The organism is Zhongshania antarctica, from assembly GCF_014202945.1.
In the GTDB taxonomy this organism is placed as follows: domain Bacteria; phylum Pseudomonadota; class Gammaproteobacteria; order Pseudomonadales; family Spongiibacteraceae; genus Spongiibacter; species Spongiibacter antarcticus.
In genome coordinates, this window is the sequence record NZ_JACHHW010000001.1 from 1 (window position 1) to 14,433 (window position 14,433).

Here is a 14,433-nt window from a genome sequence, read left to right on the forward strand (position 1 = left end):
CGCGGTGGCGTTAATTTGCGATGTGTTCGGGGTTAATCGCAGCAGCTATAAGTATTGGGTTAAGCGACCCAATATGCCGAGCTTAAAGCGAATTACGCTGCTCAGCGAGGTTCGGTCTGCGCACAAGGATAGCAATGGCTCGGCCGGTGCGAGAACGATTGCAACCATCGTAACCGACAGGGGTATTCAGCTCAGCCGGTATCGCGCGACGCGCTTAATGAAAGAGCTGGAGCTAGTCAGCTGTCAATTACCGAGTCATCGCTACAGGAAAGCTAACCAGGAGCATATTGCAGTACCTAACAAGCTTGATCGAGAATTTTCAGTTAGCCAGCCGAATCAGGTTTGGTGCGGCGACGTAACCTATATCTGGGCGGGACAGCGCTGGGCTTATCTGGCGGTGGTGATAGATTTATATGCACGCAAGCCAATAGGCTGGGCGATGTCGTTATCACCCGATAGCGTGCTTACCGGCCAGGCATTGAGTATGGCTTTTGAAGCGAGGGGAAAACCCAAAGGAGTTATGTTTCACTCGGATCAAGGTAGTCATTATTCCAGCCGGAAATTTCGGCAACATTTGTGGCGCTATCAAATCGAGCAAAGCATGAGTCGTCGGGGTAACTGCTGGGATAATGCGCCGATGGAGCGATTCTTTCGGAGCTTAAAAACAGAGTGGGTTCCAACGCTGGGTTATCGAAATTTTACCGACGCCCAGCAATCGATTACGGAATACCTTGTTGGTTATTACAGCCAAACAAGACCACATCAACATAACCGTGGTTTAAGCCCAAATGCAGCCGAGGGGCAGTATTGGATTAGCCACTAAACCGTGGCCAGTTTTACTTGACCACTACATTTGAGTATATGCGCCTACAGTAATCGCATTCCATGCTTGGCCGGGGTCTTCAATACTACATTTCGCAGTTGCTTCACGATAATCTATACCGACATCATCACCGCGAACATTTCCTCCACTAATCACAAAAAGCCGCGTACCTTCCGCATCAAATGCGAGATAGTCAATCTCGCTAGACCACGACGTCGGCTGTCCAGTAATACCGTCATGGTCTGCTGTTATCGCAATAGAGACTACCCGATTTAACTTCGCATTTTTTTCTGCTTCTTTAACCGCATAATATGTAAGCGACCCATAAAGCTCTTTTTCATTTACACCGAGAGGAGGAAGTACACGACAAGACTCGAGCTGATACGTAACTGAAATAGCTTCATCTGAAAGTATCGCTTGAGCGATATCACCGTATATTGACAACCCAGCTTGCAAAGTACCGTGAACATTCCCCGAGTCATAATCCGGCCAATCAACATTCCACTTGTAGCAGTCACTTGCTTGCAGGGAGGGAGAAATCAAAGGATGGTTGTAGTCGACACCACTATCGAAAATCAGGATTGAAGCTGTCGGAGTTTCTATATAGCTTGTCTTCTCGAGCAATAAATCTGCCCATTCAGCTTGATCAATAGGCTGCTGGCTTAGTAAAAAGTTTGCAGTATCGACTATTCGACGGAGCTCAACGAGGCATGAAATTAACGCTACAGAACCCTTTAGCTGGTTCGCTGATGCATTAACACATAAAACCGACTGGAACTCGAACTCTAATAAGCCACCACTTACAGTTATATTTTGATTCTTGCAATATTCTTTAAATTCTTCTATCTCTTGACGCTTAAGGCTAATTCGACGCAACCATACTTCCCACCAAATAACCTCATCTTCGCTACCCGGGTAGCGACTAGGGCTGGACGTCCAAAAATCACTCAATTGTGCTAAACGAACCTCAGCAATATTGTCGAATAGAGTGTCATTGGTTTGCCCGCCAGCTTGGCCTATATATCGTTGGAGTTTATTCGTGAAGACCGTACGCTTATCGTCAAATATTAATACAGTTGCCCGCCACTGCTCACCTTCCACTCGAAGATTACAAAGCTTACACTCCCTTGTATCCAACGATTCAATTGCTAGTTCAAATCCCGGAACACTCAATATCTCAATATAAGTACCTGGCGCCTCACTTATATATTCGACTGGCCGTTCTTCAGGAAAAAAGCTATCGATAGAGTTAACTAAGGACGTTCCGTGACTTACTCTCTCGCTAATTGTTCGCTCAAATTTTTTGAAATTCCCGCGCCCGGAGCCCGAGTAACCTAGTTCTATCCGTTTGTTCTCGAGAAAGATGTGCTTGAAATCCATTTCATTCCTTAGCTCATATTACCCTTGACGCCAATGCACCTATGAGTAAATCAATTGTCATCTCGCCTTTTCGATAAAGCACTGCGTCCTTAGCTGCCTCATCACAAGCCTGCCCTAAATCGGCATAACTTAAATTTTCGACGTATTTGTAAGTGTCTCGAATCTTCGATTTACTTAATCGAAATTGTACTAATCTGTTAAGGATAAACCTTGCGGCTTCTTCTTTGCTTGGTTTTTGAAACTCGACAATGTCATCAAATCTACGGAAAAGCGCTTTATCTAAAAGCTCCGGATGATTAGTCGCGCACACTATTAAGCTTTCTGAGTCGTCATCCTCAAAAAACTTTAAAAATGAATTTAGAACCCGTCGAACCTCGCCGACATCATTGCTCGAATCACGGTGTGCGCCAATGGCATCAAACTCATCAAAGAGATAAACCGCACGAGACGTCGATATTTTATCAAAAACCGCTCGCAACTTTGCCGCAGTTTCTCCCAAGTAACGACTAATCAACCCATCAAACTGAAGTGTATACAGAGGCAGGCGTAATTCGGTAGCAAGTACCTTAGCACTTAGCGTTTTACCGGTACCTGGCGGACCAGTGAGTAATATTTTTCTTGTAGGAGAAAGACCATATTTTAACAACTCGGCATATTGACGATGCTCTAGAATAGTTTTCTCGATTTTACTTTGTATCAATGGATTAAGAACAATCTCGGATAACTTAGTATCCGCATGAGTCAAATGCAGAAGCGACCCAAGGTCCACCCTATTTGTATCGTGGCTAGTAGATCTCTTAATTGCGCTGAATTTAGCAAGCCTGGAAGTAGCTGGGGTGTCTTGCTCTTTCTTAGAACGCACTAATGACCGTAATTCTCCGGCAAACTTGGTATGCCCGAGGCGGTCCTCCCTGTCGGCCATTTGTAAGGCAACAGTTAAGAAGCGATTTTCATCACTATCTAAAAAGGACTTTACTAGTGCTTTTATTTGATCAGCGGAAGCCATAATAATCAGTTTAAGTGGATATAATCTCAGTATGTAATATTTCGGCTCACACCGCTATTACTAAGAATAACAGAATGTAGAGTCAGTCATGCACTCTGTCTACACAAGATTAATTATAATAGGATTAATAAATAAAATCATCGTAAGTCATTGATTTTACTGGTGCCCGGGGCCGGACTTGAACCGGCACGACATTGCTGTCGGGAGATTTTAAGTCTCCTGTGTCTACCGATTTCACCACCCGGGCTAAGGGGTTCTGGCGTAAGAGCCAGTAATGATACAAAAACCTAAGAACAACGGCTTTTGGGTAGCGCTAGTGCTTTAAAAGCGTTCGCAGTCTACTGATATGATTCAAAAAAATCAACGGCTTAGGGGCTTTAATTACTGCCTAATTGGTAATTACCGCCTCACGCGCCCGTTGCTGGGCACGATAGCGCAATGACAGCAGTAATGCGGCCAGTAGGCCCGCCATTGTCCATAGTGGGTATTTAAGCCCATAAACCAAAGGGCTAAGCCCCACTCGGGTAATTACCCGCAGTGTCGTTGAGCTGGCAATGGTCTCTGCTATCGGCGGTGAGTATTGATAATAGGTGGCCACCAAGCTACGCCCCCAGCTGTAGGGCAGTAATACGGTGTCGCGAAAATTGCGCAATACTTGTACATCTGGCGCCATATAACTGCCGTAGGCCGCAGTGGCAATAAAACATGCACCGCCGCCACCGCCACCGCCACTTCTGGCTGCCGGTGCCGGTGTTGCTGGGGGCGCTTGGCCCACTGATATGGCAAGGGCGCTTGCCGCTGCCTCCGCATTAATTAAGCCGTCACCACTTACATCGTCGTAGCCATTGGCTGCGCGACGACCATTTACGTCGATGGCAGTATTTTTAACTGCGGCAATCAACTGCGCTGGTGTCGCTGTTGGGTAGGCTTGTTTATAAAGCGCAAAAACGGCAGCGGCATTCGGTGCAGCAGCAGAGGTCCCATAAAAGTTGGGGAAGTTATCTGGCTCGCCATCTTCTGGCGCCACATTGGCAGACGACACCCCCAAAAAGGTGTTGTTGTTGCCGTCAACTGCAGCAAAGCTGGGTACTTCGCGATTTTCTACAAGATAATTGCCGTTTTGATCAAACTGTAAGCGATTGGTGCCGCCCCGCGAGGTAAAGGGTTCTGGGTCGATGCCAATGGTTTCGTAGCCTTCTGGACGAAATTCTGGCGACTCCCACCACGGCACGGCCGCGACTGACGCAACGTTGCGAGCCATTGAGTGCCCCCAAACAGCAACGCCATTATAGGGGTACTCAACATTGCTGGGCTTATCGCCTGTGATCAACATCCGAAACTCTAAGCGAATACCCGCCTTTTGCGGAATGTCGTCTTGGTTGCCATCAAAATGTTCAACTGCAATGTAAAAAACTTCGGTATTTGACCCACTCTCTAAGGTCACAAACTCAAAGGCGTCACCGCTTGGATTGCCGGTTGTTCCCTGCTCATTTTTACCGGCATCCACGTAGTCTGGGCTAGTTTCGTTGAACGCAAGCACGCTCGGGGCGCGCGTCGCGTATAAATCGAGGTCTATTTGTGCGCCGTTGGCGGCACTTACCGACGCATTGGGCTGGTTCCAATTCAGTACAACATAGGTTAATGAATTCGGCGCAAGGGTAAGCGCTAAAAACTGATCACTGCCATTTGGGCGCCAGTTATGCAGGTCATTGCCAGTAGGCGTCGCGCTAACACCGGGCTCATCTATACTGGTATTTGAGTCTTTAAACAGGTATCGGTAAGCCTGATCGGCGTCATTGCCCGCCGCGGTCAAGTAAGGTACCCCCGCCGCCACACAGCGACTGGCGGCCAGTGCGGGTAAATCATCTTGATACACGCTTTCGCTGAGGAACAAAATGTCATCAACGACAATATCTGCCTTGCCCGGACTGCACAGCTGATCTATGGCCTCAGCCAATTCAAAGCGGCTTCTGCCTGCCGTGTGAAATAAAAAGTTGGCGCCCGGCGCAACGTCATAGGCCAGTTCAGCCATGGCAGCGCCTTCGTCGGTACCGCCTTCAACGTCATCGCGAAGCAGGCCAATAGAAGCCGGGAGGTCACCACTACCTTGTGAGCGGCTGCCCTGCAGATTACCGGCAGCGTAGAGTGCAGGCGCGGTATTGTTATCGCGCATGGCGCTGGTCTGGGCAAAGCTGTCTGAAATTATACCAATGGTCTGACCGCTGCCATTTACGCCTAGGGTGTTACTAATAATATCGGAACGCATCGCCCGACCCGCCCGGCTTGTAACCGAGCCAACCCGCAGCACCGAGGGTGTCTCTAAATTAAGCGAGCGGATGTTACTGAGTTCAGCCAGGGCAAGCAGTGCAAGGGCTGAAGATGTTCTCACCGACGCATATTTGCCATTACCGCTTAAGAATAAAAGCTGTATGTCCTGCTCTGCTAAGAACTCCTGCAAACCGGTGTCATTATAAAGATGTAACTCAACAACCATGCTTTTCTGCACGCCGCTGCTGCCGCGCACCAAAGCCTGCTCTTGGCCAATATCGAGTAAAGGCAGACGATTGACGCCAACCGCCCGCTGCAGATGACTGTCCATTTTAGCGAGCGCTGGCGAGGTTTGTGCAAGCTTCTGCTTTATATTGGCTTCTGCAAAAACACCGGTGCTAAGCAGACTAATGCTAAACACCAGTATTGTTGGCCAGCTATTTTTTACGCTCATCGAATGCCTTCAGGGATAATTCCCGCTTAGGTTTGCCAGTGCTCGCTGACACGGCAGTAATTCCTTCAATCGCGACTAATTGTTGTAATTGCACTCGAGTTTTAACCCAAAGCCTAAGACGCTGATTAACCGGATTCATATAGTCTAATGTATAGCCCGTGTTTTTGATATTTGCGACCATAACGTCAACGTTTTTGGACCAATAGCGAATATCTACCAGTAAGCCCAAATCCGGGTCGATATGGATCGCTAGGCCTTCTCCGGTTATACGCCACAGAGACTCATCTAGATTCACCAATGTATCTAAGGGCGCGTGCAAAACCACATTCTGAAGAATGACGGCGTCGCGGCTCTCGCGCTGACGATCCGCCTCTTGATTGGTACAAGCGAACAACAAACCGCCCACTGCAACGAGCACTAAGCACAGGTCTATCGTAGCGGTAACATACTGTTTGAGCGTTAGCATTAGTCCTCTTCCAGTGCCGATAAGCAGCCTGATTTATCAATACCCGCTAGTTTAACGGTTGCGGCCACGGTAATAAGTAAGGGATTCACACAGGCCCAACCACCAAATTGCGCTCTTGACATCGACTATTAACATATATGAAAATTCGCATATGTTAGCCAAGGTCACGCCCGCCATGCCACTACCCCAATTTTTCAAATGCCTTGCGGAGGACACTCGGCTTAAAATATTGCTGCTACTCAAAAGCCATGCCGAACTGTGTGTTTGCGATCTGACACTTGCTCTTGCTAGCAGCCAACCGAAAGTGTCTCGTCATCTTGCCGAGCTTAAAAAGCACGGCTTAGTGAGCGATGAGCGGCGGGGAAAGTGGATTTACTACCGCCTAAACACGGCGCTAGCACCGTGGCAGGTGTCGGTAATCGCGCTGGCATTAAACAATGCACCCGATTTTATTCACCTTGAAAACACGCTATTGAACAGCCATCTTAATGAGCGCTGCTGCTAATTTGCGCACGCCTTCACTCCACCGAGTACGGACATGACCACGCCATTTAAAATTTTGTATATCTGCACCCACAATCGCTGCCGCAGTATTTTATGCGAGGCCATTAGTAACGCAGCGGGCGCAGGTGCAATTGAGGCGCGCAGCGCGGGCAGCCAACCTAGCGGCGAGGTTCACCCTTTGAGCCTGCGATATTTGGACGAGATAGGTATTACAACTACTGAGCTGCGCAGCCAGTCTTGGGACGAGCACCGCCATTTTGCCCCAGATTTAGTCATTACCGTGTGCGACAGCGCTGCCGGCGAAGCCTGCCCGCTGTGGTTGGGCAGCGCCCAAAAAGTGCACTGGGGATTAGCCGACCCATCAAAACTCACGGGCAGCGATAGCGAGATCGCCGCAGGGTTTCACGCTTGCATCGCAGAAATTCAGCGCCGCACCGCCGCGCTTCTCGCCTTAAACCTAGGCGCATTGCCAGCCGATGAGCGGCTCAACGCCCTGCGCACGCTCGGCGCACACTAAACTACTTTTTACCTTTCGGAGTTTTACATGGGATTATTTGAACGTTACCTGAGCGTTTGGGTGGCACTGAGCATTGTGGTCGGCGTTGTGTTGGGACAGGTATTCCCCACCCTCTTCAGCCTTGTTGCTAGCCTCGAAATAGCTCATGTTAATTTAGTGGTAGCAGTGCTTATTTGGGTCATGATTTACCCAATGATGATCCACATTGATTTTGCGGCTATAAAGGACGTTGGCAAAAAGCCAAAAGGCTTAGCCCTTACGCTGGTTGTGAACTGGTTGATAAAGCCCTTCACCATGGCGCTTATCGCCTGGCTATTTTTTGATGTGCTATTTGCCCGCTGGGTCGACCCCCAATCCGCCAGCGAATACATTGCTGGGATGATATTACTTGGGGTAGCACCCTGCACGGCAATGGTCTTTGTTTGGAGCCAACTCTGTAATGGCGACCCAAATTACACCCTGGTCCAAGTTTCAATAAACGATATTATTATGGTGTTTGCCTTTGCGCCGATTTGCGCCCTTTTACTTGGCGTTAACGCTATTACCGTGCCGTGGCAGACTCTGCTGCTGTCGGTGTTTTTATATGTGCTTATCCCGCTTGCGGCTGGTTACCTCACTCGCAAGCTCATTCGTGGCAACGGCATTACCAAGCTCGGCAAGACCCTCAAGCCGTGGTCTATTTGCGGCCTATTAACCACCATCGTGCTGCTCTTTGGTTTTCAGGCAGACGTTATTCTGAGCAAGCCCCATATTATTGTGCTTATCGCCATTCCGCTGCTCATTCAAACCTATGGCATTTTTGCCTTGAGTTTTTTTGCCGCGCAGCGCCTGCGACTGCCCTTTAATATTGCCGCGCCAGCCTGCATGATCGCCACGTCCAACTTCTTTGAGCTAGCCGTAGCCGTGGCTATTTCGCTGTTTGGTTTAAACTCGGGGGCAGCGCTAGCAACGGTGGTTGGCGTATTGGTTGAAGTGCCGGTGATGTTGTCGCTAGTGTATTTTGCAAATCGTAATCAGCATCGGTTTGGATGATACCGCTCGATGCTTGACGGGAGACGTAAAGGCGAGTTGTTTGGAGTGTCGGGCGTCTGAGGCCTGACGTTTAAGGGCCTTCGCTGCGCTCACATGGATCCCTGCCTGCGCAGGGATGACTTGATCTGCGCATGGATGACTTGATCTGCACAGGGATGACTTCATGTGCGACAGGGATGGCTTGATATGCGCAGGGACGACTTGATGTGCGCACGTATGACAAGGTTTAGGGAGACATGGCGAGCTGCACGCACGTATGGCGAGGTGTCGGCAGGTATGACTTAGTTGGCTCGGCGTGAGCGCAAATAAGTGAGAAAAGTTCGTCACACCTGCGGAGGCAGGTGTCTATTCTAGCTACGACGCTAAAGCTAAACGCTCTCAGCCAAACCCGAATGAATTCGCGATGTTCATTGGCTACTCGGGCTCACAATCGGGAACATTAGCACACGCTGCAATAATGCCGCCCATCTAGCGCTCTTAGAATTTTGCAGGCGCGTAACCAGTCACGTCACTAATACCCATTTCCTTACCGAGCGCAGTCAGCGGATGTACCACAACCAGGCCCCGCACCGTTTTTTTGAATTTACCCATATCGGCCTGCTCGGCTTTGGTCAATGCTCGGCTAAACCCAAGGGCCTTGAGTTCTTCGGCCTTGCCCGCATTTTGCGCGCCGCGCATACCTTTAATGCTGGCCACTTTGCGGTTTAGCGTACTGAGCTCTTTTTTAAACTGCAGCACTGACTTTTGATCGTCCCGCAGCTTAGCCGCCTCTAATTTACGGCGATACAGGTCAATCTTGTTATTCAGTAGCTGGATGTCTTGATTCAAATTCATAGTGTAAACCTCGCTCTAGGTACGTATACGCATACCTCTGCGCCAGCTCTCGTTAGCGCTGGCCTATTAATGGGCGGCAGTATAGCAAGAAGTCTCAAGCAGAATTGAGTCTACTAAGCCAGTTCACGAAAATTACCTTATAAAGCTCTGACGAGACCAGCCAAAACGGGGAATAGCGACAGTGGCCGCGCTTGGGCCACTGCTGAGCTTAAATACTAAGCTAAATCGCTCACCTGCTTACTCACAGTTGTTTGCGCAGCGAGTAGATCGTCTGACTGCTCGTTGTCGGATTTCGATTTAGGGAAATATTTTAAGAAATAGGGTCTACGCAGCACCAGAAACGCTGCAGGCACAAAAAATAGAGACAAAATCGTTGTCAGCACGGTGCCACCCGCTAGCACAATCGCAAATGGTGGCCAGAACCCGCCTCCAGATAAAATAAGGGGCAGTAAGCCCACCACCGTTGTTATTGTGGTGGAGCTGATATGTTTGGTACATATCGCTACCGTTTCAACAATTTCAACTCGATTCCCCGACATGGCCAACGGCGAGGCTTTGAGCTCAGTCAAAATAACAATTGCCGCGTTAACCGCTAAGCCCATTAACCCCATTAAGCCGATAATTGCTGTAAAACCGAAAGGGAATTGCGCTAACCAAAGGCTTAACATGCCCATGCCCGCCGACTGAATAGCCACAATAAAGACCAAGGCGGACAACCGAAATGAATCAAAGGCCATTACCACGGTCACGACCAGTAGCACCAGAATAATTCCGACGCTCCCCAACAGCTTACCCACCGTGTTATTGCGCTCTTCTGCTTCGCCGCCAACCTCCAGTTTATAGCCGTCGGGAACCACAAAGCCTTCATTTTCTATGTTCGCTTTTATGCGATTAAGCACCACCGCTGGTAGCACCCCATTTCCGATATACACCTCAACGGTATTCATTCGCATACCGTCCCTGCGCGATATTTTGGCTTGCGCGGGGCGTAAACTAACATCCGCCAAGGCCGACAAGGGACGCGGGCCCGTTGGCAGCGCCAAGGGAAACGACATCAACATATCAACGCTCAGTTGCTTTACTTGTGCGCCGGATACCCGAATTGGAATTTGCTCAGTGCGGTCGAGCAAGCTACTACTCACAACTCCGTCGACACTCGCCGCCAGTAACCGTGACAAATCTTTTAAGCCGACCTTGCTGCGCTGAGCCTCACTTTCATCAATATCTAACCAAACCTTGGGCACGACTTCAGCGAGCGAGTCACGAGTGTGAATAACGTCTTCGGTTTCTAGGGCGATGCGTCTCAGCTGATCACCGAGTCGTTTTAACTGGGCTATATCATTTCCATACAAGCGCAGCTCAACCGGTGCATTCGATGGCGGCCCCTGCGCCAAGCGCTGAACCACAATTTGATAGTCAGGAAACGCCGCGTCTAGCTCGGATTGCAACTCGCCTACCAAGCGATTGGCAGCCTTAAAATCGACCACCGTGATCATCGCTTGCGCGTAGTTGGATGAACCGTCGCGACTGTCTTTTAAATTGTAATAAAACGACGGCCCGTTTTGCCCAACAAACCAATTTAAAGCCCTTACCTCGGGATGCGCATTGATAAGCGTACTGACTTCCTCTGTTGCCTCTAAAGTGCGATGTATGCTGGTGCCCGCGGGAAGAAATAGCTCAAAATTAATCATGTCCCGGTCTGACGGCGGGAAAAACTGTTCTGGTAAAGTGCTTATCAAAAAGAAGCCACACAGCGGCAAGATTGACGCCAACAACATCACTCGGCGAGGTCTTAGCAAGACCCACCCAAGTATGGACCTAAAGTAATTATCTAATTTCGGATGACTCGTGCCACTGCGTTGCTTTTTGTCCAACCACCGACCGGCTATAGGGGCTATGATCAGCAAAGAAATGAGCCAGGAACCGGCTAGCGAAAATATAACTGCATACGCTAACGGACCGATAAATTCGCCAGCGGGGCCTGCCATTAAAACGATGGGCATAAACGTTAAAATAGTCGTTAGTGTTGAGCCCAGCAGCGGTATCCAAAGGTGGCGCAAGGCTTTGGCTGATGCAGCGACGGGCGAATAACCATTACGACGATTACGCATTACCGTATCTACAACCACAATCGCGTTGTCGACCATAATACCCAGCGCGACTATGAGCCCTGTGACCGACATCTGATGGATGGGCAAGTCAAAGAAACGCATACAGGCGAGTGAAAACATCATCGTTAACGGCAATGACACGGCAACAATGACCGCCGACCTCAAGCCCAAGGTGTAAAGTAAAATAATAAAAATGAAGATAAAACCAAGTAAAATATTACTTACCAATTCACTGAGCCGAACATCGTTGTAGCGCTCTTGTACGAATAGCTCTTGCACCCCGACTTCTTCGGGTAATGTTTTCTTAAACTCGGCAACTTCCTGCTGCAGCCTTTCTGTCCAATGATCACCCCGGCGGTCAGACAGCATCCGCGACCCCACTGCCACACCGCGCTGGCCGCCAATTATTGCAAATTCAGACGGTGAGTCTGGCTCGCCGCGATATATTTCTGCAATATCTTGCAGCTGCAATGAGCCACCATTCGCTAGGGTTAACAGCGGCGTGCGGCGAACCCGCTCAAGCTCATCAAAGCCTCCCTCTAGCTCGAGCGACAGACGCTGCGTGGCATTACTCAATTCACCGGCAGCCGTTTTAGCGTCACTATTGCTTAACAAGGCCGCTATTTGCGGTACATCCAGCCCGACCGCAGCCGCCTTGACGACATCAACTTTAACTTGAACCTCTTCCGCTGGGGCGCCATAGAGCTTCACTAAATCCGTTCCGGATAGGCCGCGCAGCCGGCTGGCCAATTCTTCGGCGTAGCGACCAAGGCGCAATTCGTCAACCTCACCTTCGCCCTGCCAAACAAGCGCGCCGATCCACGTAAAGGCGTGGCCGCGCTCAGTATCAACAACCGGTGCTGAGGCGCCCGCTGGCAGCAAGTGTCGCGACTGTTCAATTTTGTCGCGTATTTCTGCCCACAGCACCACATTCTCGTCGCCGTAAATCTCGTCTTTCAGCTGCACTACGACGATCGACACCCCAGAGCTAGAGTGAGATGTGACATGAATAACTTCAGGAATACGGCGAATCACGTCTTCTAATGGCTCAGATACCAGTGTTTCGATCCGCTCCGCACTTGCGCCGGGAAAAGCAGTAATCACCAGCGCATGCCGATTGGTCATCTGCGGGTCTTCCATACGCGGCAAACTGCCAATGGCAGCAAGCCCTGCCACCAAAATAAGGGCAAATGCCAGCGCGACCATCCGCGGGTTGTTAAGGAGATTTTGGCTCATTCGGGTTTACTCCTGGGCCAAAATAACATGCAATTCAGGCGCTAAGCGATGAATGCCACCACTGACAACGCGGTCGCCACTGCGCAGCCCGCCACTTAAATATACTTGGCCTTCATATTGATAAATAACTTGCACCGAGCGCTTTTTTAACTGGAATCGGCCCTCTTCGGTCGGCACTAACTGATAAACGGCCCAGGTCCCACGCACGTCCTCGAGCAATGCCTGCAGCGGCACCCAAAAGCCCGCGACCTGACGTGTCTCGGGCAAAATTAAGTAAGCGGTATTTCCATCGACAGCTGGGGCATCAACCGGCATGCTAACGCGCACGGTGCGTGTTTGCGTGCGCCAATCAAGATTCTGCGAAACCGAAATAAGGTTCGCTTGCCATTCGCCAAAATCACCCATTACGGGTAAGGGTTGACCAACAACGAGGTTGCGACCCAGCTGGTCAGAGATCCCAAAAACGGCTTCACTGCGACTGGATTGCACAATTTGCATCAGTGGCTGCCCGGCAGCAACGAGCACCCCCGCCTCTAATTGCATACCGGCAATTTCTCCAGCAAAGGGTGCAAGGAGCTTGGATTTTTGCAAGCGTAAGGCCACACCCTTAAGTTTGGATTCAACTTGCGCTAACTGCGCAGCCGTCGCTTGGCGATTTGATTCTAGGGCTTCCAGCTGACCTTCCGACACGTACGCTTTGTCGCGCAAAGCCTGCAAGCGAATGAGGTCTTTATCAATTTGCGCAAGACGGGTGCTGACTTCAACCCGCGCCGAATTAAGTTCAGTTTGCTCAATCTTCAAACTGCGGGTGTCTAAGCTTGCAAGCACCTGCCCCGTCTCGACACGCTCGCCGTCTTCAACGCTCACGCTCAATACTTGCCCAGCAAGTTCAAAGCCGATCTCTGCGCGCTGGCTGCCGATGACGCGCCCTGCAAATAGCCGCTGAGCGTCATAGGACGACTGTTCTTGAATAGTAAGGTAATTCACTGGATGCAGTCGTGTTTCAGCTTGCGCCCCCACCAGAAGAAAATTCGCTAAACATAGTAGCGTCGCTGCGATATAAAAGCGTTTCATTGCCAACATTCTCAAGTGGATCCAGATTGGCATGAATATAGATAAATCAAACTGGACTGTCTAGTCTATTTTGTTTAAATTAGCATTACAAAAAGGCAATCACGGATACTGTAACGTGCAAGAAAAACGTGGCCGCTCCAAAAGCGAAGAAAAACGCCAGCAAATCATCCTCTCTGCAGGAATGCTGTTTGTCGAGCACGGCTTTGAAAAAGTCAGTATGGAAGGCATTGCCAAGACAGCTGGGGTTTCCAAACAAACGGTATACAGCCACTTTGGCAACAAGCAGCAGTTATTTACTGCCGCAATCGAGTCCAAATGTGATGAATACGAACTCGTCCCCGAAAAGCAAAGCAGCGCGATGGGCTGCGAGGCTTATCTCAATTATTTCTGCAGCCACCTCGCCTCGCTGCTAAGCAGCCCCGAAGCAATTGATATTTTTCGCGTCTGCGTTCGCGAAGGCGGTAATACCGAAGTTGGCGAACTGTTTTGGGCCGCAGGGCCAGATAAAATCAGGCAGCGCTTGAGTAACTATTTAAGCGAGCAAAACCAGCTAGGTCATTTGCGCATCGACAATATCGACTTCGCCACAAGCCAGCTCATCGCGATGATCCACAGCGAGGCGCAATTTCGCAACTTACTGTGTATTGGCAATTCAAAGTCTGCCACTGAACTACAAAACTATGCGCAGCACTGCGTGCGCATGTTTTTAAAAGCCTACCAAACTTAAT

At 49.8% G+C, this 14,433-nt stretch carries 13 protein-coding genes and 1 tRNA gene; 5 read left to right on the forward strand and 9 right to left on the reverse strand.

The features are described from left to right. Window positions 1-823, forward strand: an 823-nt coding sequence (locus tag HNQ57_RS00005; protein WP_184460591.1) for an IS3 family transposase, incomplete at its 5' end; no start/stop codon positions are given. 24 nt (window positions 824-847) lie between these two features. Here HNQ57_RS00005 and HNQ57_RS00010 read toward each other — a convergent pair. From HNQ57_RS00010 to HNQ57_RS17970, 6 genes are all read right to left on the reverse strand, one after another. Beyond that, window positions 848-2,203 carry a S8 family peptidase gene (locus tag HNQ57_RS00010; RefSeq protein WP_184460592.1) on the reverse strand — a complete coding sequence of 452 codons (1,356 nt, stop codon included), beginning with the start codon at window positions 2,201-2,203 and terminating at the stop codon, window positions 848-850. A gap of 13 nt (window positions 2,204-2,216) precedes the next feature. Next, window positions 2,217-3,209, reverse strand: a complete 993-nt coding sequence (locus HNQ57_RS00015) for an AAA family ATPase (protein ID WP_184460593.1) — start codon at window positions 3,207-3,209, stop codon at window positions 2,217-2,219. 160 nt (window positions 3,210-3,369) lie between these two features. After that, window positions 3,370-3,456, reverse strand: a tRNA-Leu gene (locus HNQ57_RS00020). A 141-nt stretch (window positions 3,457-3,597) separates the two neighbouring features. Further along, complete coding sequence (locus HNQ57_RS00025; RefSeq protein WP_184460594.1) at window positions 3,598-5,931, reverse strand: CFI-box-CTERM domain-containing protein; 2,334 nt, start codon at window positions 5,929-5,931, stop codon at window positions 3,598-3,600. Beyond that, window positions 5,915-6,397, reverse strand: a complete 483-nt coding sequence (locus tag HNQ57_RS00030) for a hypothetical protein (RefSeq protein ID WP_184460595.1) — start codon at window positions 6,395-6,397, stop codon at window positions 5,915-5,917. Before HNQ57_RS00030 ends, HNQ57_RS00025 begins: the two co-directional genes overlap by 17 nt. Further along, entirely contained in the window at window positions 6,397-6,519 is a 123-nt protein-coding gene (locus tag HNQ57_RS17970; protein ID WP_264299227.1) for a hypothetical protein, read from the reverse strand. Before HNQ57_RS17970 ends, HNQ57_RS00030 begins: the two co-directional genes overlap by 1 nt. Window positions 6,520-6,548: 29 nt before the next feature. Here HNQ57_RS17970 and HNQ57_RS00035 point away from each other — a divergent pair, with 29 nt between their 5' ends. From HNQ57_RS00035 to arsB, 3 genes are read left to right on the forward strand one after another with little or no spacing between them, the layout of a single operon-like run. Next, complete coding sequence (locus HNQ57_RS00035; RefSeq protein ID WP_226968269.1) at window positions 6,549-6,902, forward strand: metalloregulator ArsR/SmtB family transcription factor; 354 nt, start codon at window positions 6,549-6,551, stop codon at window positions 6,900-6,902. 33 nt (window positions 6,903-6,935) lie between these two features. Beyond that, entirely contained in the window at window positions 6,936-7,418 is a 483-nt protein-coding gene (locus HNQ57_RS00040; protein ID WP_184460596.1) for an arsenate reductase ArsC, read from the forward strand. Between the two features lie 27 nt (window positions 7,419-7,445). Beyond that, window positions 7,446-8,450, forward strand: coding sequence for an ACR3 family arsenite efflux transporter (gene arsB, locus HNQ57_RS00045; RefSeq protein ID WP_184460597.1), 1,005 nt, complete (start codon window positions 7,446-7,448; stop codon window positions 8,448-8,450). Between the two features lie 477 nt (window positions 8,451-8,927). Here arsB and HNQ57_RS00050 read toward each other — a convergent pair whose 3' ends face one another. The 3 genes from HNQ57_RS00050 to HNQ57_RS00060 form a co-directional block, all read right to left on the reverse strand. Then, a complete protein-coding gene (locus HNQ57_RS00050; protein ID WP_184460598.1) occupies window positions 8,928-9,284 on the reverse strand; it encodes a YibL family ribosome-associated protein in 357 nt (118 codons plus the stop codon). Between the two features lie 215 nt (window positions 9,285-9,499). Then, complete coding sequence (locus HNQ57_RS00055) at window positions 9,500-12,631, reverse strand: efflux RND transporter permease subunit (RefSeq protein WP_184460599.1); 3,132 nt, start codon at window positions 12,629-12,631, stop codon at window positions 9,500-9,502. 6 nt (window positions 12,632-12,637) lie between these two features. Beyond that, on the reverse strand, window positions 12,638-13,705 hold the full coding sequence (locus HNQ57_RS00060) for an efflux RND transporter periplasmic adaptor subunit (protein WP_184460600.1): 1,068 nt from the start codon (window positions 13,703-13,705) through the stop codon (window positions 12,638-12,640). Window positions 13,706-13,820: 115 nt separating this feature from the next. On the opposite strand from HNQ57_RS00060, the gene HNQ57_RS00065 reads away from it, so the two are divergent. Next, window positions 13,821-14,432 carry a TetR/AcrR family transcriptional regulator gene (locus HNQ57_RS00065; protein WP_184460601.1) on the forward strand — a complete coding sequence of 204 codons (612 nt, stop codon included), beginning with the start codon at window positions 13,821-13,823 and terminating at the stop codon, window positions 14,430-14,432. The last annotated feature ends 1 nt before the right edge of the window (window position 14,433 follow it).

What these genes read in the sequence shown, in the direction of transcription:
- HNQ57_RS00010 (WP_184460592.1), bottom strand. Translation starts at nt 2,203, where the DNA reads ATGGATTTCAAGCACATCTTTCTCGAGAACAAACGGATAGAACTAGGT.
- HNQ57_RS00015 (WP_184460593.1), bottom strand. Translation starts at nt 3,209, where the DNA reads ATGGCTTCCGCTGATCAAATAAAAGCACTAGTAAAGTCCTTTTTAGAT.
- HNQ57_RS00025 (WP_184460594.1), bottom strand. Translation starts at nt 5,931, where the DNA reads ATGAGCGTAAAAAATAGCTGGCCAACAATACTGGTGTTTAGCATTAGT.
- HNQ57_RS00030 (WP_184460595.1), bottom strand. Translation starts at nt 6,397, where the DNA reads ATGCTAACGCTCAAACAGTATGTTACCGCTACGATAGACCTGTGCTTA.
- HNQ57_RS17970 (WP_264299227.1), bottom strand. Translation starts at nt 6,519, where the DNA reads ATGTCAAGAGCGCAATTTGGTGGTTGGGCCTGTGTGAATCCCTTACTT.
- HNQ57_RS00035 (WP_226968269.1), top strand. Translation starts at nt 6,549, where the DNA reads ATGTTAGCCAAGGTCACGCCCGCCATGCCACTACCCCAATTTTTCAAA.
- HNQ57_RS00040 (WP_184460596.1), top strand. Translation starts at nt 6,936, where the DNA reads ATGACCACGCCATTTAAAATTTTGTATATCTGCACCCACAATCGCTGC.
- arsB (WP_184460597.1), top strand. Translation starts at nt 7,446, where the DNA reads ATGGGATTATTTGAACGTTACCTGAGCGTTTGGGTGGCACTGAGCATT.
- HNQ57_RS00050 (WP_184460598.1), bottom strand. Translation starts at nt 9,284, where the DNA reads ATGAATTTGAATCAAGACATCCAGCTACTGAATAACAAGATTGACCTG.
- HNQ57_RS00055 (WP_184460599.1), bottom strand. Translation starts at nt 12,631, where the DNA reads ATGAGCCAAAATCTCCTTAACAACCCGCGGATGGTCGCGCTGGCATTT.
- HNQ57_RS00060 (WP_184460600.1), bottom strand. Translation starts at nt 13,705, where the DNA reads ATGAAACGCTTTTATATCGCAGCGACGCTACTATGTTTAGCGAATTTT.